We start from the raw sequence: 17,122 nt of genomic DNA on the forward strand, positions 1-17,122 counted from the left end.
ATCAACCTGCGAGCGCACCCTGGATTCGTGTCTCGTTCGAAAGCAACCATTCCCGGCGCCGCAGGATGACATCGCCGACGCCTTCCTCCCACATCCGCGCCCAGCCGCCGCCGTACTGCTCGGCGTGGTGCTTCATCGCGGCCCAGGAGCGCTCGGCTCGTTCGGCCGCAAAGCGGGGCAGCCGCATCCGTTCGTCCCGGGTCCAGCCGTAGGCATCCGCGAACACTCGCACCCGGTGCAGCGGATCGGTGCCGGACCAGTCGGCACCGATGTCGACCGGGTAGCGCAGCGGAGCCCAGTGCATCGCGGTGTTGTACGAGTCCAGGAGCCGCGTGGTGCGGCCGGCCAGGTCGAAGTCGACCAGGCCGATCGCGCGCTCGCCGCGGGTGACCACGTTCTGCGGCGTCACGTCGAGATGGCTGATCAGCTCAGGATTTGCGACCGGGGTGAACTTCGGCGGGAACGGTTCGCCGGCGTCGTCGTAGCAGGCGGATGCCTCGTGCAGGCGCCGCACGAGTACGGCGACCGACGCGAGCAGCTCCTCGCTCAGCACCCACGGCTCCAGTTCGGCGCCCGCGACGCGACCGTCGATGAAGGTCAGCACGTCGCGCCCGCGATCGTCGCGGCCGAGAAACCGCGGGCTGGCGTCGAAACCGACCGCTTCCAGATGGTCGAGGTAGGCGCCGACGGCGAACGACTGCGGCTGGTGTGGCCGGCGAACGGTGTCGCCGACCCGGACGACACCTTCGGTCACGTCACCGGAGGGCAACTCGATCTCGACATCCGCGCCATGCTCGATGTACCGGCGGTCTCGCACACGGGCCCTGGTCACCGGCCCATTCTCGCCGGACTCACACCTTGCGCACCACCGCCGAATAGAAACTCACCGATTCCAGGTTTCTGGGCTCAACCCTGACGAGCGCCCGAGACTCGTCGGGGTGCAGCACGCCCAATAGGTGCTGCTTTCTGAAGCCACTCACCGGAAAGTCGGCCCAGAAGCCGGCGGAACTGCCCACATGGAACGCAGCCCCAGGACCACTGACGGTGCCGCGTACGGCCACGTCGACGATGTACTCGGCTCCGGGTTGCAGAGAGTCCAGCCAGATCTCGATATACCCGCCGGTGTGATCGACGTCGAGCCAACTGAGCCAGTCTGCACGCGGAACCGAGCTGAAGACATGCCAGGTCCTGATCAGGTTCACATAGCCGCGGCCCTGCACCCATGGGTTCCGCATGTCGAGCCAGACGTGGTAATTCGCCAGCAGTGCCCAGTCGACCAGGATCCCCAGCAGCGAGATGCCGTGGTGCATGTCCTTCAGCGCGACCGCGGGCGGCGGCCAGCCGTCATGGTCGCGGATTGGCAATTCTCCCGGTTCAACCGGATTCGGAAGCGAGACGACCGCTTCCGACGGAGTGACTGTACCGAGGTCCACGCCGATCAAGCCTTCGGCCGGCTTTGGACCCTGCGATTCTTCAGGCGCCATGATGCGCTCCTAACTTCGCTGCGGCCAAGCCTAAATCCGGCTCTCCGGCCGGTCAACGAATCAGTTTCACCGGTCACTGCTTCCATAGGCGTGAGACAATAGAGGCTGCCAAGCTCGCGGCCACGAGCCCTTCCGCCGATGCGGATCGGAGTGTGATCGCGCGCCCGCTCAGAGTTCGTCAGCCCGCTGATGAACCCGGCGGGACGACCGTCTAGGTGTGAGTACCCCGGGTATCTCCGGCCTCTGATGTCGAGTGGGGCACTCACGCATACGCACGGGAGTACCGCCATGAACTTCTCTGAAGGTCAGACCATCGTCCACCCCCATCACGGGCCCGCAACGGTTCGGGCAATCACCCGCCGCCGGGTGAAGTCGACTGATGCTGACTACCTTGTCCTCGACATCCGCGACACCAACCTCACCGTGAGTGTGCCGGTCGCCAGTGCCGATGTCGTCGGTCTGCGCGACGTGCTGTCGGTGGACGAGGTAGAGCGATTGCTGGGCGTGCTGCGTGCCCCGACCGTCGACGAAGAGACGCAGTGGAGCCGACGCATCAAGGCCAACGCCGAGAAGCTGAAGACCGGCGACATCTATATGGCGGCCTCCATCGTGCGCGACCTCTCGCGTCGGCTGGCCACCAAGGGCCTGTCGCTAGCCGAGAAGGACATGCTGAAGGAGGCCAAGCGCCCGCTGGTCACCGAGGTGTCGTTGGCGCTCGAATTGAGTGAGCAGGATGCCGACGCTGTGCTCGAGTCGGCCGGCCGTGAGGCCATGCCTGCGGTGGCCTGAGCGAAACCCAGACGAAACGCGGGCTCCGGTAGGTTTGCTGTCATGCGCCCACTGCAGGAAGAAATCATTGCCGCACTGGGAGTGCGGGCCGACATCGAACCCGCCGCCGAGGTCGAACGCAGGGTGCAGTTCCTCGCTGACTATCTCACTGCGACAGGTGCGCACGGGCTGGTCCTGGGGATCAGCGGGGGTCAGGATTCGAGCCTCGCCGGCAAGCTCTGCCAGCTCGCCGTGGAACGCGTGCGCGGACTCGGCGGCGCCGCCACCTTCGTCGCGGTGCGGTTGCCGCACGGCGTGCAGCACGACGAGAGCGACGCCCAACTGGCGCTCGACTTCATCGGTGCCGACCGGGAGCTCACCTACAACATCAAGGCCCCCGTGGTCGCGTTCGAGCAGGAGTTCGCCGAGGCCGTCGGCGACCCGCTGTCCGACTTCGACAAGGGCAACATCAAGGCGCGCGCGCGGATGATCGCCCAGTACGCGATCGCGGGCGCCGAACGACTGCTGGTCGTCGGCACCGACCATGCCGCCGAGGCGGTGACCGGCTTCTTCACCAAGTGGGGAGACGGAGGCGCCGACATCCTGCCCCTCAGCGGTCTGACCAAGCGGCAGGGGCGGCTTCTGCTCGAGCATCTCGGCGCCGCCGAGCGTCTCTACTCGAAGGCACCCACCGCCGACCTGCTCGACAACCAGCCCGGTCAGACCGACGAGGAGAACCTCGGCCTCGCCTACCACGACATCGACGACTACCTCGAGGGCCGCGAGATCCCGCTGGAAACCGCGGCGGCGATCGAAACGCGTTACCTCGGCAGTCGGCACAAGCGGGAGCACCCGGTCGGCCCCGACGACGACTGGTGGCTCAGCTAGCGGCAAAAATCCAACTTTTGGGGGAGTCGGAACGTCGGATGCCGCAGGTAGGGTTGACTCCGCTCACGAAGCCCGAGCGCGCGCTCGGCTGCGAAACGAGAATCCCTACCACCATCGAGGACTTCTTTGGCTCTTCTGAATCTGACGCTGCGCTATGCCCGGCCATACCTCGGCTGGATCATCGCGGTCGTCGTGCTGCAACTGATCTCGACGATCGCCGCCCTCTATCTGCCGAGTCTGAACGCTCAGATCATCGACGAGGGCGTCTCCACCGGCGACACTGACTTCATCTGGCGCACCGGGGTCACCATGCTCCTGGTCTGCTTCGTGCAGGTTGCGACCGCGATCGGCGGCGTCTACTTCGGCGCGCGCACGGCGATGGCGATCGGCCGGGACCTGCGCCGCTCGGTGTACCGCAAGGTCGACGAACTCAGCGCCCTCGAGATCGGCACGTTCGGCTCGGCCACCCTGATCACGCGTGGCACCAACGACGTGCAGCAGGTGCAGATGCTCGTGCTGATGACGCTGAACTTCATGGTCTCGGCGCCGATCATGTGCGTCGGCGGCATCTTCATGGCGCTGCAGGAAGACGTCGGCCTGTCCTGGCTGGTCTGGGTGTCGGTGCCGGTGCTGTTCGTGGTCGTCGGCTTCCTCGTCGTGCTGCTGATGCCGCTGTTCCGCCAGATGCAGGACCGCATCGATGGCATCAACGGCGTGCTGCGCGAGCAGATCGTCGGCATCCGCGTCGTGCGCGCCTTCGTGCGTGAGCCTTACGAGGCTGACCGGTACGCCCGCGCGAACGAGGCCATCACCCAGGTTTCGGTCAAGGTCGGCAACCTCTTCGTTCTGATGTTCCCGCTGATCATGATGATCCTGCACCTGGCAACCGCCGCGGTGCTCTGGTTCGGTGGCCAGCGCGTGGACGCCGGTGAAATGCAGGTCGGATCGCTCACCGCGTTCCTGCAGTACCTGCTGCAGATCCTGATGGCCGTGATGATGGGCACCTTCATGGTGATGATGATCCCGCGCGCGGTCGTCTGTGCCGAACGCATCCTCGAGGTGCTGGGCACCACGTCGAGCCAGACGGTGTCGCGCGATGCGATCGTCGGCACCCCGACCACCGGCCGGGTCGAGTTCAAGAACGTCACTTTCGGCTACCCCGGCGCCGAGCGCCCGGTGCTCGACGACGTCAGCTTCACCGCTGAGCCCGGGCAGACCACCGCCATTATCGGCTCAACCGGTGCAGGCAAGACCACCCTGGTCGGCCTCATCCCGCGCCTGTTCGACGCGCAGCAGGGCGAAGTCTCAATCGACGGCGTCGCCGTGACCAAGCTCACCCGCGAGCAGCTCGCTCACCTGATCGGCCTGGTGCCGCAGAAGCCGTACCTGTTCTCCGGCACCATTGCCTCGAACCTGCGGTTCGGACGAGCGGATGCCTCGGACGACACCCTCTGGGAAGCGCTCCGCGTGGCGCAGGGTGAGGACTTCGTCCGCGAGATGACGGATGGGCTCGACTCCCGCATTGCGCAGGGCGGCTCCAACGTCTCCGGCGGTCAGCGCCAGCGGCTGTCGATCGCCCGCGCCCTGCTCGCCGAACCGCGCGTCTACCTGTTCGACGACTCGTTCTCTGCGCTCGACGTGGCCACCGACGCGCGACTGCGCGCCGCCCTGCCCGACGCGACCGGCGATGCGACGGTGATCATCGTCGCGCAGCGCGTCTCGACCATCACCGACGCCGACCAGATCATCGTGCTCGAGAACGGCTCGGTGGTCGGCCGAGGCACCCACGAGGAGCTCCTCGCCGAGAACCCGACGTATCAAGAGATCGTCGAATCCCAGCTGAGCGTGGAGGCAGTGTAATGGCCAAGCGAACCAAGCAGACCGCGCCAGCGGATGACGCGATCATCGACGACCTCGAGGTCGAATACACCCCCACCGAGGCCGACGGTGACATGTTCGGCGGCACCCCGGCGAAGAAAGCCGAGCACTTCTGGCCGTCAGCGAAGCGACTGTTCGGGCTGCTGAAGCCCGAACGGGCACGCATGCTGATCGTGGTCGCGCTCGTCGTGGTCTCGGTCGTGCTGACCGTGCTCGCCCCGAAGATCCTCGGCCAGGCCATGGACACGATCTTCAACGGGGTCATCGGCTCGCAGCTTCCCGCGGGAGTCCCGCTCGCGCAGGTCATCGAGCAGGCCCGCGCGAGCGGCAACGGCCAGTTCGCCGACTTCCTCGAGGGCACCGCGGTGGTCCCCGGCGAGGGCATCGACTTCGTCGTTCTCGGCCGGCTGATCCTGGTCGTCCTGGCGATGTACACCGTGGCATCTGTGCTGATGTGGGCCCAGGGGTACATCCTGAACGGCCTGGTGATGCGCGTGGTCTACAAGCTCCGCCAGGACATCGAAACCAAGCTGAACCGCCTGCCGCTGAGCTACTTCGACACCCGCCAGCGCGGTGACCTGATGTCGCGCGTGACCAACGATGTCGACAACATCCAGCAGGCGCTGCAACAGGCGTTCTCGCAGCTGATCCAGTCGTTCCTCACCGTGATCGGTATCGCCGCGATGATGTTCATCGTCTCGTGGCAGCTGGCGCTGATCGCACTGATCGCCCTGCCGCTGTCCGGCATCATCGCCGGTGTCATCGGCGTGCGCTCGCAGAAGCTGTTCTCCGCCCAGTGGAAGAACACCGGCGCGCTCAACGGCCACATCGAGGAATCGTTCTCCGGCCAGGAGATCGTCCGCGTCTTCGGCCGCGACCGCGAGATGCTCGAGCAGTTCGACGAGCGCAACGAGGCCCTGTACAAGGCGTCGTTCGGCGCCCAGTTCGTCTCGGGCATGATCATGCCGGCGATGACCTTCGTCTCTTACCTGTCCTACGTGCTCATCGCAGTGGTCGGCGGCCTGCGAGTCGCGTCCGGGCAGATGACCCTCGGTGACGCGACCGCGTTCATCCAGTACTCGCGCGAGTTCTCGCAGCCGATCGGCCAGATGGCCGGCATGGCGAACATGCTGCAGTCGGGTGTCGCCTCGGCCGAGCGCACCTTCGAGCTGCTCGACGCCGACGAGCAGGACCCCGAGACCGCCGAGGCGCACCTGCCGGAGCGCACCGATGGTCACGTCGAGTTCGAGAACGTGTCGTTCTCGTACAGCCCGGAGAAGCCGCTCATCGAGAACCTGTCGTTCCAGGCCAAGCCCGGGCACACGGTCGCCATCGTCGGCCCGACCGGCGCTGGCAAGACCACGCTGGTGAACCTCGTGATGCGGTTCTACGAGCTGACCGGCGGCCGGATCCTGCTCGACGGCGTCGACGTGACCAAGCTGTCGCGCAGCGAACTGCGTTCGCAGGTCGGCATGGTGCTGCAGGACGCCTGGCTGTTCGGCGGAACCATTCGCGAGAACATCCGTTACGGGCGACTGGATGCCACGGACGACGAGGTCGTCGCGGCGGCCGAGGCGACCATGGTCGACCGGTTCGTGCGTCAGCTGCCCGACGGCTACGACACCGTGCTCGACGCCGACGGTGGCAGTGTCTCGGCCGGTGAACGCCAGCTGATCACCATCGCCCGCGCGTTCCTCGCGAACCCGTCGCTGCTGATCCTCGACGAGGCCACCTCGTCGGTGGACACCCGCACCGAGCTGCTCGTGCAGCACGCGATGGCGGCGCTGCGCACCGACCGCACCTCGTTCGTGATCGCGCACCGGTTGTCGACGATCCGGGATGCCGACACCATCCTCGTGATGGAAGCCGGCCGCATCGTCGAGCAGGGCAACCACGAGGATCTGCTCGCCCGGCAGGGTGCCTACTACGCGCTGTACATGTCGCAATTCATGGGCGGCGAGCAGGACGAACCGGAGTCGGCGCCCGAGTCCGAACCGGAGTCGGCGACGGTCGGCGCCGAATAGGCCACCCACTCGACGTGAGCCTGCGCGAATGGGGGTTATGAAGCGTCATAACCCCGATTTGCGCAGGCTCAGCGGCTTGGCTTGATGGCGCCTTGGCTTTCCTCGAGCGTGCGCCGGCTGAGCAGGGTGGCGCCGACCACGGCCGCCGGCATCACGAACACGGCGGCGAACGGCACCAGGAACAGCAGGTAGGTGGCGACGCCGAAGCCGAGCGTGGTCGAGCGACGGGCGCCGAGAATCCGTCGCCGCTCGCGCAGCGACATCCGGCGCGCATCGAACGCGAACCCGGTGAGTTCGACGGCGAGGAACCAACCGCCGACAAAGGCGCCGAGCACCGGCACCACCGTCTGGCCGACGAGCGGAATGAACCCCAGGGCGAACAAGCCGAGTCCGATCAGCACGGTGGTGGCGAGCAGTCGCAGGCCGTTGCCGACTCCGCGGCGAAGTGAGGTCCAGAATGGTTCGTCGCCGGCCGGTGGGTTGCCGAGACGCTGCTCGACGCGTTGCCAGATCCGCTCGTAGAACGGGTCGCCGACCGTGAGCGTGATCGCGACGAAGGTGTAGACGAACAGCAGCACCGCGAGGGCGAGAACTCCGCCCGCTGCCGCGAACCGGGTGATCGTGCGCCAGGGCTCGTCCCACTCGTTGGCGAACGGAGTCAGCCACGCGGACAGGCCGTTCAGGTTGATGATCAGGGTGATCACCAGTGCGGTGTATACCGCGGCGACGATCAGGGCCGGGATGGCGCCGATCATCATCAGCCGCGGCGACGTCATCCACATGCCGAGTCCGCGGCCGAGCAGGCTCACGCCGACGAAGAAGCCGCGGACCGGACCGACTGCGACAGCCTGTACCGCTGAGCGCAATCGTCCGGTCTCATCCATTCCTTCAGCGTAAAGGCAGCAGCACCACCTTGCCGCGAGACCGACGCTGTTCGATGGCCTCATGCGCCGCGGCCGCAGCAGCTAGGGGGTACTCGTCGATCAGCGGGCGCACCTGTCCATCCGCGACCGCGGTGAGAGCTCGCCGCTCGAGAGCACGCAGTTCGCCGACCGGCTGGCCGAGCACGCTGCCCACGGTGAGCGAGCCATTCACCAAGTCGTCGGTCGTGACCGCGAGCGGTGTTCCGCTCGCCGAGCCGATGATCACCGCCCGGCCGCCCGGTGCCAGCGTTTCCAGCGCGGACCGTCCGATCTCGCCGCCGACCCCGTCGATGAGCACGGTTGCTGGGGCATCCCGAGCCTGCAGCGCGCCGCGCATCCGCTGAACCCAGTCGCTTTCGGTCACATCGATCGTCAGCAGGCGGCCGTCGGGGTTCGGGATGTCGGCCACGGCGGCCTGCTTCGCGGCTCCTCCGTAGAGCGCGACGACGGTGCAGCCGAGCGCCAGCGCCAGTTGGGTCAGGTGGTTGCCCAGCCCGCCGGATGCGCCCGGCACGAGCACGACGTCATCAGCAGTGAGCCGGGCCTTCTCGAGCACCAGCTGGGCCGTGCGTCCGGTGCCGATCGCGGCCACGGCGGCGCTGAACGGCACCGTCTGCGGCAGCAGGTGCAGCGCCGAGGCCGGGGCGAGCGCATACTCCGCGTAGCCGCCGCTGAGGAAGCCCACGTGCGCGACCACCCGCTCGCCGATCAGCCGTTCGTCGACTGAGGGTCCGACCGCGTCCACCACGCCGGCGATCTCGCGGCCCGGAATCATCGGCAGTTCGGGGCGCGGCATGGACGGCGGGCCATCGCCGCGACGGATGCCGGTATCGACCGCGTGCACGCCGGCTGCTTCGACCCGCACCCGCACCTGTCCTTCTGCAGGCATCGGGAGCGGCGCCTCGGCGGTGACCAGCACGCTCGCTGGCCCGAACTCCTGCTGCACGATCGCTCTCATACCAGCGCCTCCGCGGCTTCGCGGCTGGATTTTCGGGAGTCGACCACCCGCGGCGCGAGCAGGGCCGCACCCGCCGCGATCAATCCGGCGAAGACGAACACTGCGGCGAACGGGCCGCCGGACGCGGTGAACCCGGTGAACACGATTCCGGTGGCGGCGAGGGCCAGGGCCGCGCCGGTTGAATCGGCGATAGAGAGCGCCGAACTGTTGAAGCCCTGATTCTTCGGCGTGGACAAGGCGAGGGTCAGCACGCTGAGCCGGGGGTACATGAGCCCCATCCCCGCCCCGGACACCGCCCAACTGACGATCGCGATCACGGGCGACAACTCGAGCAGGGTGCCGACCACGACGACAGCGATCGCCGCGAGCACCAGGAGCGTGCCGATTCGGATGGACGCGGCATCTGACAAGCGGGCGCCCATCCGGCCCTGGACGGCGGATGCTCCCGCCCAGGCGAGCGCGGCGAGGGTGAGCGCCAGCCCAGCGAGCGTCGGCGAGAACGCATACCGGTCGGTGAGCAGGTACGGCAGGTAGACCTCTGCGCCGAAGAAAGCGGCGGCAACGAGTCCACGGACGACGATGACACTTGGCAGGCCCCTCGCCGCGCGCAGTGTCCGGCGCGGCAGGAGGGGACGGATTGCGAGGAGCGCGACGGCCGCGGCGGCGAGAGCCAGCGGAATCCCGAGGCCGGGCAGGTTGCCGAGCAGGTTCAGTGCGAGCACAGCGATCGCGGCGAGGGTCGCCCAGAGCAGCGGTGCGATTCGCCAGCGGGCGGCGGGTTGCCCTGATTCCCGGTTGGCGCCACGAAGACCCGGCACCACCATCAGCATGGCGATCGCGACGAGCACGATGACCCCGAGGAACACCCACCGCCAGTGCAGGTGTTCGGCGACCGCTCCGGCGGCGAACGGTCCCACCAGCGAAGGGATGACCCAGGCGGCGGCGAATCCGGCGAAGATCTTGGCATGTAGTGCCGATGGGTACACCCGGGCGACGACGACGTAGAGCGCGACGGTCATCGCGCCCGCGCCGAGTCCTTGCGCAAACCGGCCGACCACGAACACCGGCATCGTGGTGGCGGCTCCCGCGATCATCAGACCCACGGCGAACAGAACGACCGACGTCCAGAGCGGGATCACCGGGCCGCGTCGATCCGACCAGTCGCCGGCTGCCACCATCCCGATCACGGCGGTCGCGAACGGGCCGGCGAACGCCAGCGCGTACAGGCTTGCTCCGTCCAGATCGGCGCTGACCACGGGCATCACGGTCGTCACCGCGAGCGACTCGAAGGCGCCCAGGAACACGAGCGCGCACATGCCGATCGTTGTCCAGAGGTGACTGGAATCGAAGATGCCGGGCGCGCGCGACGAGCGGACTGTCATGGATGCCACGCTATGACCTCAACTATGGTTGAGGTCAACGGTTCGCCAGAAGGAGTTTCAGGATGCCCCAGCTCACCGGCGACCGCCATCACGTGCTGTCCATCGGTGAGCTGTCGAAGCGCAGTGGTGTCGCGCCGTCCGCCCTGCACTTCTATGAGCGCAATGGGCTGATCTCGTCGGAGCGCTCCGCCGGGAATCAGCGGCGGTACCGCCGGGACACGTTGCGTCGGGTCGCCTTCATTCGGGTGTCCCAGAAGGTGGGCATCCCGCTTCGCGATATCCGTGCCGCCCTCGATTCGCTGCCCCAGGCGCGCACGCCCACCAAGCAGGATTGGGCGCGGCTGTCGCGGGTCTGGCGCGAGGAACTCGACTCGCGGATCGCGCAGCTCGAGCACCCGCGCCGAGACCTCGACTGCTGCATCGGCTGCGGATGCCTGAGCTTGCGTTCGTGCGCGCTGCAGAACCCCGGCGACGTGCTCGGAGCGTCCGGGTCGGGGGCCAGGCGCTGGGAATCCTAGGGTCAATTGTCGGCTCCGAAACCTAGAATCAAAGTCGCAGCGGCCGGGCTGCTCCAGCACCACAAGGAGCACGATGGCACTCACGCACGACCGTCAGGATGGGGTGGATGCTGCGGCTCGCGCCCGCAGCACGCACACGCCAGACTGGCATCCGATCCTCGCCGCCGTCGAGGTCGAACCGGGGCACTGGGTCATGACCGCTGAGCTACGGAACCCGTACGCGGTGATCCGACTGCTGCGAATCGGCGGCGAGGTCGGCTACCGCGCGGTGACCTGGGCGGAGCGGTCTGAAGACCGCCGGCTGATCGGCTACTACCGCTCCCTGCGCGCCGCATGCTTCGCCGCGCACCGGGTGTTCATCGCATCGCACGGGGCGCCGGGCTTCGCGCCGAAACCGTGATCACGCTGACGGGGGCAGCAGCCGGCGCGGTGAGGCAGGCTCGATTACGGAGGCGCCGGATCGCCTGTTATAGTCTTCAGGTTGGCTTCACCGCTGACATGCGCCCGTAGCTCAACGGATAGAGCATCTGACTACGGATCAGAAGGTTGGGGGTTCGAATCCCTCCGGGCGCACCAATGAGCGGCTCACCAAGGTGGGTCGCTTTTTTCATCAGGGAGGATGACGGATGCCGCTGACCGGCGATTACGCACCAAGCACCTCGGGCTGGGCCCGCGAGCAGGCCGAACTGTTCGAGGCATCCGGCGGCACCAAAGGCACGACCCTGCAGGGCAAGCCCGTGATCGTGCTCACCTCGGTGGGGGCGAAGAGCGGAAAGCTACGTAAGACGGTGCTCATGCGGGTCGAGCATGACGGCAAGTACGCCGTCATCGGCTCGCGCGGCGGGGCCGCGAGGCATCCGGCCTGGGTATTCAACCTCCGCACTCACCCGCACGTCGAATTGCAGGACGGTCCGGTGAAGCGCGACTACACCGCCGTAGAGGTCACCGGCGCGGAGCGCGAAGAGTGGTGGCAGCGCGCGGTCAACGCGTTCTCGCCCTATGCGGCATATCAGAAGCGCACGAAACGGCTCATTCCGGTCTTCGTGCTGACGCCGATCGAGGGCTGAGCCAGATCCGAGCGCCCTGAATCAAGGGTGCGGGGTGCGGCCGACCGCATTGGACGAATTGTTGCGATTCCTTGATATTCATGATCGATAATCGCGCTCAGCGTGACGAAACGACGACAAACTGGACTCAAAGTTGAGGATTACGGCACGATGCCGGTTTCGTCCATACTCGTGACCGTGAACGCTGAAACGACTCTGGACCCCATCCCCGCCTCGATCGACAATATCGAGTTCGTCATGATCTCCTCATCGGGCAGTGCCGTATCCGCCGAGTCGCCGACGCGCTTCCGGTACCAGCAGAAGGGCCAGATGATCTGGGGCGCCTACATCGGCGACACGGTGACCATCGGCCGCTTCGTCGGCCGCCGAGACGGCGACACCGTCACAATCCACTTCGCCCACAAGTCCGTCGGCGGCGGCGAGGTGACCCTTGGCACCGCGCAGAGCACCTTGCGCCGTGGCGACGACGGCCGGCTCTACCTCGACGAGACATTCGAGAAGGACGGCGTCGCCCACGTCAGCGCGTGCGTCGACGTGCCGCCGCTCGAGCAGTGGCCCAGCTTGGATGCCGCGCTCGTCAGTGAGCCCCGCATCGACGGCACCTCCTTCGTGCTCGAGAGTTCCACCGCCAGCACCGTCAGCACGACCGCACCGACCCGGTTCGACTTCCACGAGAACTCCGGCGTGATCTGGGGCAGCTACTACGGTGACACCGTGACGGGCGGCTACTGCGTCGGCCGCTATCGCGACGGTGTGATCGACGAGTACTTCGTGCACCATGTCGTGGCCACGGATACGACTCTGCTCGGTGACAGCTCAACGGTCATGAAGCAGCGCGATGACGGTCGACTCGAGCTCATCGAGGAATTCGTGCTCGACGGCGTTCCGGGCAAGAGTGTGTGCGTGCAACTGCCGTAATTGCGGCCGCAGTCAGCTGCTCAGGCCCGCCCGTCCCTCGCTCACGCGAGTGAACCGGGTCAGGCCAAGCTGCGTCGACTGCTGCTCGCGCGGCGGCAGGTCGCCTGGCAGCAGGTAGGGGCGCTGGAAGACCTCGTCGAGCACGAGCACGGTCTCGACCGACTTGACCTCGGGCAGGGCGGCGAGCACGCCGATGACGAAGTCATGGATGGCGCCCACCTCGTCGCCGCGGATGAGCAGCATGGCATCGTGCTCGCCTGTGGTGATGCGGCACGACTCGATGGCGCTCATCTCGGCGATGCGCTCGCGAAAGCTGCTCCAGGTCTGCGGATGCACCGAGATGAACACGAGGGCGCAGATGCCGAGGCCCGCCTTGGTCGGGTCGATGCGGGCGCTGAATCCGGTGATCACCCCGTCGGCCACGAGCTGCTCGACCCGGGTGTAGACATTGGCGCGCGAGACGTTCACGCGCTCCGCCAGGGCGGACATTGATATCCGTCCGTCATCTCGGAGTTCCGCCAAGATTTTCAGATTGATCTCATCGAGTGCATGCGGTGATCGTCCAGATGCGGCTCGGGTGCCGATGGCTTTGCTAGACATTCTGTAGGTGAATCCCCTCACTGCGAACGCAGAATCGAACTCTCGCGGCCTTTGATTGGACAGAGTAGCGGCTTTTATGCAAATCTCAGGCAAAGCCGTCCAGCGCAAAACTGTCCGGCAGCGTTGAGTTCGCATCCCGCAATCGCTTCTCGCGGTAGCCGGGCTCGAGCGCAGTCCCGAAGTTCACAAGAAGGAGTTCCCCCCGTGCGGACCAAAATTCGCTACGTCGCAACAGCCCTTGGGCTGAGCGCGTCCTTGGCCCTCGTGGGTTGCGCCGCAACCGCCTCCGACGGCAGTGGCAGCGACGCCCCGACCAGCATCGTCATCGACACCGCGTTCACGCTCGAGACCGGCGACCCCGGTCGCAACTACGTTCCGACCGGCTACCTGGTGTCGAAGGCTCTCTATGAGACCCTGCTCGACTTCGACGGCTCCGACGAGAGCACCCCGGTCCCCGGACTCGCCAGCTACACGCAGAACGACGACGCGACGGTCTTCACCTTCACGCTCGAAGAGGGCCGCGTGTTCTCCGACGGCGCCCCGATCACCGCTGACGACGTCGTCTTCTCGCTCAACCGCGTCAAGGGCATGACCGAGAGCAAGGCGAACTTCCTCATGGCGGGCATCGAGGTCGTGAAGGTCGACGACAGCACCGTCGAGCTCCGCACCGAGACCCCCTCGCTCAAGCTTCCCGCGCTGATGACCAACCCCTCGCTGGCGATCCTGAACTCGGAGCTCGTCATCGCGAACGGCGGCACCACCGACAACAGCGATGCCGCCGAGGAGTTCCTCAACTCCACGTCGGCCGGTTCCGGACCCTACGTGCTCGACTCACTCGACTTCGAGTCGCAGGTCGTGCTCACTGAGAACGAAGAGTACAACGGGCCTGAGGACATCGACTTCACCCGCGTCGTCATCCGCAGCGTCTCGGAGAGTGCGACCCAGAAGATGAACCTCGAGGGTGGGGACTCGCAGGTGGCCGTCGACTTGAGCGGCGACCAGGTTGCAGGCCTCGGCGACGGCGTGAATGTGTTCTCGACGCCGTCCGCGCAGACCATCTTCCTGCTGGTGAACCAGAATGCCGATGTTGCCGGCGTCACCGCCAACCCCGAGTTTGCCTCGGCCGTGCGCTACGCCCTCGACTACCCGGCGCTGCTCGAACTGGCCGGTGCCGGTTCCGAACAGGCCACGGGCGTCATCCCTCCGTCGTTCCTCGGCGCGCTGACCGACGGTGTCGAGCAGGATCTCGACGCCGCGAAGGCCGCCCTGGAGGCATCCGGCTACGCCGGTGAGACCATCACCCTCGAGTACCCGAACGACTACCCCGTCGGCGGCGTGAGCTTCACCCCGCTCGCCGAGCGTGTGCAGTCGCAGCTGGCTGCCGCCGGCATCTCGGTCGAGCTCGCCCCGGCGCCGTTCACGACGCAGATCGACGAGTACGTCAACGGCCGCGAAGCGTTCAGCATCTGGTTCTGGGGCCCCGACTACGCCGACTCGGCCAACTTCCTGCCGTTCAGCGCCGGCGCGAAGGTCGGCCTGCGTGCCGGCTGGACCGCCGAGCAGGCGCCGTCGATCCTCGAGCTCGCCGCCGCGGCAGAGAACGCCACCAGCATGGACGAGCGTGAGGGCGCGTTCAGCGCCTTCGCAAAGGCCCTGCAGGAGCAGGGACCGTTCGTTCCGCTGATCGTTCCCGGCTCGAACATCGCAACCGCTGACTACATCTCTGGCGTCGCCTACAACTCGACGTGGACGATGGACATCGCCGAGCTGCAAGCCAAGTAGAAGGACCCTTCAGCGTGGGAAAGAACACCCGCGCGAGGAGTGGGCACCCGGCCAGATCACCTCTGGCCGGGTACCTGCTTCGTCGCCTGGGAGTGTCAGTGCTGTTGCTCTTCGGCGTCACAATCGTGACGTTCAGCCTCGCGAACCTCGTTCCGGGCAACCCGATAGTCGCGGCCCTCGGTGAGGGAGCAGCCAGCAACCCGGCCACCGTGGCGGCCTACATCGAGAAGCACGGCCTCGACCAGCCGCTTCCCGTCCAGTACGTCAACTACCTCGCGAACCTGTTCCAGGGTGACATGGGCGTGTCGCTGCGCACCGGCCAGCCGGTCGCATCCGATCTCGCCAAGGCCGTTCCGGCGACCATCGAGGTCGCCATCGGCGCGATCATCGTCAGCCTCGCCGTCGGCGTCGCCCTCGGCGCGCTCGCGGCCTACCGCCGCGGCAAGCTCAGTGACCAGCTTGTGCGGGTGATCTCGCTCATCGGGCTCAGCATCCCCACCTTCTGGATGGCGCTGGTCAGCTTCAACATCTTCTTCCTGCAGCTGCGGATCGCACCCGGCTCCGGCAGGCTGTCGCCGGTGCTCAGCCCGCCGCCGACGGTGACCGGGCTGTACACGGTCGACGCGCTGCTCGCCGGGCAATGGGTGACATTCATGGACGCGATGGCGCACCTGATGCTGCCCGTGTTCGTGCTCTCCCTGTTCACGATCGGCCTGCTGACCCGCTTCGTGCGCACCTCGGTGCTCGAGGTGCTCGACGCCGACTACGTGCGGGCCGGCCGAGCCAAGGGACTCTCCGGGCCGCGGATGCTGTTCGGCTACGTGCTGCGCGGCGCATCCCTGCCGATCCTGACCATCGTCGGCCTGGCCTTCGGCTCCCTGCTGTCCGGCACCGTGCTGGTCGAGGCCGTCTTCGCCTGGCCGGGCCTCGGCAGCTACGCCTACAACTCGGCCACCAGCCTCGACCTGCCGGGCGTGATGGGGGTCGGCCTTGTGGTCGGCCTGATCTACCTGGTCATCAACTTCGCCGTCGACCTGCTCTACGGCGTGCTCGATCCGAGGGTGAGGCTCGCATGAGACGCCGCCTGCTGAAAGTTCCGGCCGGCTGGGTGACCCCGCTCGGCGTGATCGGCGCCGTCGTGGCCGCCTTCTGGATCGTCGTGGCCTTCACCGCCCAGTTCTGGGTGCCGTTCGACCCGCTGGCCCAGGCCCTCCCACGCCTGCAGGCTCCAGGCATCGACACCCTGATGGGCACCGACGCCCTGGGCCGCGACATCTTCTCCCGCCTGATGACCGGCGCGAGCGTCACGATTCCGCTCGCGCTGCTGCTGGTGTTCATGTCGATGCTCGTCGGCACGCTCATCGGGGCGGTCGCCGGCTACTTCGGCAAGTGGGTCGACGAGCTCCTGATGCGCATCACCGACCTGGTGATGGCGTTCCCCACCGTCATCCTGGCCATGGTCGTCGCTGCCTCGCTCGGCCCGTCGCTGTTCAACGCCGTCATCGCCGCGTTCGTGGTGTCGTGGCCGCAGTACGCCAGGATGACGCGCAGCATCGTGCTCGGCCTGCGCACGCAGAACTACGTGATGGCTGGCCGCCTGCTCGGCTTCTCGCCGTTCAAGTCGCTGCGCGTCGACGTGGCCCCGAACGTCGTCGGCCCGATCCTGGTGCTCGCCAGCCTCGACGTCGGCACAGCCATCCTGCTGCTCTCCGGCCTGTCCTTCCTCGGGCTCGGCGCGCAGCCGCCTACAGCGGAGTGGGGTTCCATGATCTCTTCCGCCATGGGCAACTTCGACAGCTGGTGGATCGGTGTCTTCCCGGGCCTGGCGATCCTCACCGTGGTGATGGCGTTCAACTTCGTCGGTGACTCGCTGCGCGACATCTTCGATCCCACCTCCCAGATGAGCAAAGCGGGGGCAAAGGCGTGAACACC

At 66.9% G+C, this 17,122-nt stretch carries 17 protein-coding genes and 1 tRNA gene; 12 read left to right on the forward strand and 6 right to left on the reverse strand.

What is annotated here, in order from left to right; all coding sequences use genetic code 11:
* Position 1: 1 nt before the first annotated feature.
* Positions 2 to 832, reverse strand: coding sequence for an aminoglycoside phosphotransferase/kinase family protein (locus GO591_RS00745; RefSeq protein ID WP_198295511.1), 831 nt, complete (start codon positions 830 to 832; stop codon positions 2 to 4).
* 19 nt (positions 833 to 851) lie between these two features.
* On the reverse strand, positions 852 to 1,484 hold the full coding sequence (locus tag GO591_RS00750) for a hypothetical protein (RefSeq protein ID WP_157155057.1): 633 nt from the start codon (positions 1,482 to 1,484) through the stop codon (positions 852 to 854).
* Positions 1,485 to 1,772: 288 nt separating this feature from the next.
* Between GO591_RS00750 and GO591_RS00755 the strand changes: the two genes are divergently transcribed.
* The 4 genes from GO591_RS00755 to GO591_RS00770 all read left to right on the forward strand — a co-directional run bounded on the left by GO591_RS00755 (position 1,773) and on the right by GO591_RS00770 (position 7,042).
* Positions 1,773 to 2,273: a CarD family transcriptional regulator gene (locus GO591_RS00755; protein ID WP_157155058.1), complete on the forward strand. Its 501-nt coding sequence runs from the start codon at positions 1,773 to 1,775 to the stop codon at positions 2,271 to 2,273.
* Between the two features lie 42 nt (positions 2,274 to 2,315).
* A complete protein-coding gene (gene nadE, locus GO591_RS00760; RefSeq protein ID WP_157155059.1) occupies positions 2,316 to 3,140 on the forward strand; it encodes an ammonia-dependent NAD(+) synthetase in 825 nt (274 codons plus the stop codon).
* Positions 3,141 to 3,266: 126 nt separating this feature from the next.
* Positions 3,267 to 5,000 carry an ABC transporter ATP-binding protein gene (locus GO591_RS00765; RefSeq protein WP_157155060.1) on the forward strand — a complete coding sequence of 578 codons (1,734 nt, stop codon included), beginning with the start codon at positions 3,267 to 3,269 and terminating at the stop codon, positions 4,998 to 5,000.
* Complete coding sequence (locus GO591_RS00770; protein ID WP_157155061.1) at positions 5,000 to 7,042, forward strand: ABC transporter ATP-binding protein; 2,043 nt, start codon at positions 5,000 to 5,002, stop codon at positions 7,040 to 7,042. Before GO591_RS00765 ends, GO591_RS00770 begins: the two co-directional genes overlap by 1 nt.
* A 68-nt stretch (positions 7,043 to 7,110) precedes the next feature.
* On the opposite strand, the gene GO591_RS00775 is transcribed toward GO591_RS00770, so the two are convergent.
* The 3 genes from GO591_RS00775 to GO591_RS00785 are packed head-to-tail and all read right to left on the reverse strand — an operon-like array spanning position 7,111 to position 10,305.
* A complete protein-coding gene (locus GO591_RS00775) occupies positions 7,111 to 7,926 on the reverse strand; it encodes an EI24 domain-containing protein (protein ID WP_157155062.1) in 816 nt (271 codons plus the stop codon).
* Between the two features lie 4 nt (positions 7,927 to 7,930).
* A complete protein-coding gene (locus GO591_RS00780; protein ID WP_157155063.1) occupies positions 7,931 to 8,923 on the reverse strand; it encodes an alcohol dehydrogenase catalytic domain-containing protein in 993 nt (330 codons plus the stop codon).
* Positions 8,920 to 10,305 carry an MFS transporter gene (locus GO591_RS00785; protein ID WP_157155064.1) on the reverse strand — a complete coding sequence of 462 codons (1,386 nt, stop codon included), beginning with the start codon at positions 10,303 to 10,305 and terminating at the stop codon, positions 8,920 to 8,922. Before GO591_RS00785 ends, GO591_RS00780 begins: the two co-directional genes overlap by 4 nt.
* A gap of 62 nt (positions 10,306 to 10,367) precedes the next feature.
* On the opposite strand from GO591_RS00785, the gene soxR reads away from it, so the two are divergent.
* From soxR to GO591_RS00810, 5 genes are all read left to right on the forward strand, one after another.
* On the forward strand, positions 10,368 to 10,823 hold the full coding sequence (soxR, locus tag GO591_RS00790; RefSeq protein ID WP_157155065.1) for a redox-sensitive transcriptional activator SoxR: 456 nt from the start codon (positions 10,368 to 10,370) through the stop codon (positions 10,821 to 10,823).
* Positions 10,824 to 10,896: 73 nt separating this feature from the next.
* On the forward strand, positions 10,897 to 11,223 hold the full coding sequence (locus GO591_RS00795) for a hypothetical protein (protein ID WP_157155066.1): 327 nt from the start codon (positions 10,897 to 10,899) through the stop codon (positions 11,221 to 11,223).
* 100 nt (positions 11,224 to 11,323) lie between these two features.
* Positions 11,324 to 11,399 (forward strand) — tRNA-Arg (locus GO591_RS00800).
* A 50-nt stretch (positions 11,400 to 11,449) separates the two neighbouring features.
* Positions 11,450 to 11,890: a nitroreductase family deazaflavin-dependent oxidoreductase gene (locus GO591_RS00805; protein ID WP_157155067.1), complete on the forward strand. Its 441-nt coding sequence runs from the start codon at positions 11,450 to 11,452 to the stop codon at positions 11,888 to 11,890.
* A gap of 177 nt (positions 11,891 to 12,067) precedes the next feature.
* Positions 12,068 to 12,808: an avidin-fold protein gene (locus tag GO591_RS00810; RefSeq protein ID WP_198295512.1), complete on the forward strand. Its 741-nt coding sequence runs from the start codon at positions 12,068 to 12,070 to the stop codon at positions 12,806 to 12,808.
* A gap of 12 nt (positions 12,809 to 12,820) precedes the next feature.
* Here the strand turns inward: GO591_RS00810 and GO591_RS00815 are convergent, their stop codons facing one another.
* Positions 12,821 to 13,408: an Lrp/AsnC family transcriptional regulator gene (locus tag GO591_RS00815; RefSeq protein WP_157155068.1), complete on the reverse strand. Its 588-nt coding sequence runs from the start codon at positions 13,406 to 13,408 to the stop codon at positions 12,821 to 12,823.
* A gap of 204 nt (positions 13,409 to 13,612) precedes the next feature.
* Here GO591_RS00815 and GO591_RS00820 point away from each other — a divergent pair, with 204 nt between their 5' ends.
* Genes GO591_RS00820 through GO591_RS00830 form a run of 3 tightly spaced genes read left to right on the forward strand, consistent with a single transcriptional unit; the run spans position 13,613 to position 17,117 of the window.
* The gene (locus GO591_RS00820; protein WP_157155069.1) at positions 13,613 to 15,190 is read left to right on the forward strand and encodes an ABC transporter substrate-binding protein; all 1,578 of its coding nucleotides are present in this window, start codon (positions 13,613 to 13,615) and stop codon (positions 15,188 to 15,190) included.
* Between the two features lie 14 nt (positions 15,191 to 15,204).
* The gene (locus tag GO591_RS00825; RefSeq protein ID WP_157155070.1) at positions 15,205 to 16,266 is read left to right on the forward strand and encodes an ABC transporter permease; all 1,062 of its coding nucleotides are present in this window, start codon (positions 15,205 to 15,207) and stop codon (positions 16,264 to 16,266) included.
* Positions 16,263 to 17,117, forward strand: coding sequence for an ABC transporter permease (locus GO591_RS00830; protein WP_157155071.1), 855 nt, complete (start codon positions 16,263 to 16,265; stop codon positions 17,115 to 17,117). The genes GO591_RS00825 and GO591_RS00830 overlap by 4 nt, the downstream gene beginning before the upstream one ends.
* Positions 17,118 to 17,122 lie beyond the last annotated feature (5 nt).

Origin of the sequence: Diaminobutyricimonas sp. LJ205, from assembly GCF_009755725.1 — a bacterium.
Classification (GTDB): domain Bacteria; phylum Actinomycetota; class Actinomycetes; order Actinomycetales; family Microbacteriaceae; genus Ruicaihuangia.

Excerpts from the sequence above, each read along its gene's own strand:
- GO591_RS00750 (WP_157155057.1), bottom strand. The coding sequence starts at position 1,484 with ATGGCGCCTGAAGAATCGCAGGGTCCAAAGCCGGCCGAAGGCTTGATC.
- GO591_RS00755 (WP_157155058.1), top strand. The coding sequence starts at position 1,773 with ATGAACTTCTCTGAAGGTCAGACCATCGTCCACCCCCATCACGGGCCC.
- nadE (WP_157155059.1), top strand. The coding sequence starts at position 2,316 with ATGCGCCCACTGCAGGAAGAAATCATTGCCGCACTGGGAGTGCGGGCC.
- GO591_RS00770 (WP_157155061.1), top strand. The coding sequence starts at position 5,000 with ATGGCCAAGCGAACCAAGCAGACCGCGCCAGCGGATGACGCGATCATC.
- GO591_RS00775 (WP_157155062.1), bottom strand. The coding sequence starts at position 7,926 with ATGGATGAGACCGGACGATTGCGCTCAGCGGTACAGGCTGTCGCAGTC.
- GO591_RS00780 (WP_157155063.1), bottom strand. The coding sequence starts at position 8,923 with ATGAGAGCGATCGTGCAGCAGGAGTTCGGGCCAGCGAGCGTGCTGGTC.
- GO591_RS00785 (WP_157155064.1), bottom strand. The coding sequence starts at position 10,305 with ATGACAGTCCGCTCGTCGCGCGCGCCCGGCATCTTCGATTCCAGTCAC.
- soxR (WP_157155065.1), top strand. The coding sequence starts at position 10,368 with ATGCCCCAGCTCACCGGCGACCGCCATCACGTGCTGTCCATCGGTGAG.
- GO591_RS00795 (WP_157155066.1), top strand. The coding sequence starts at position 10,897 with ATGGCACTCACGCACGACCGTCAGGATGGGGTGGATGCTGCGGCTCGC.
- GO591_RS00805 (WP_157155067.1), top strand. The coding sequence starts at position 11,450 with ATGCCGCTGACCGGCGATTACGCACCAAGCACCTCGGGCTGGGCCCGC.
- GO591_RS00815 (WP_157155068.1), bottom strand. The coding sequence starts at position 13,408 with ATGTCTAGCAAAGCCATCGGCACCCGAGCCGCATCTGGACGATCACCG.
- GO591_RS00830 (WP_157155071.1), top strand. The coding sequence starts at position 16,263 with ATGAGACGCCGCCTGCTGAAAGTTCCGGCCGGCTGGGTGACCCCGCTC.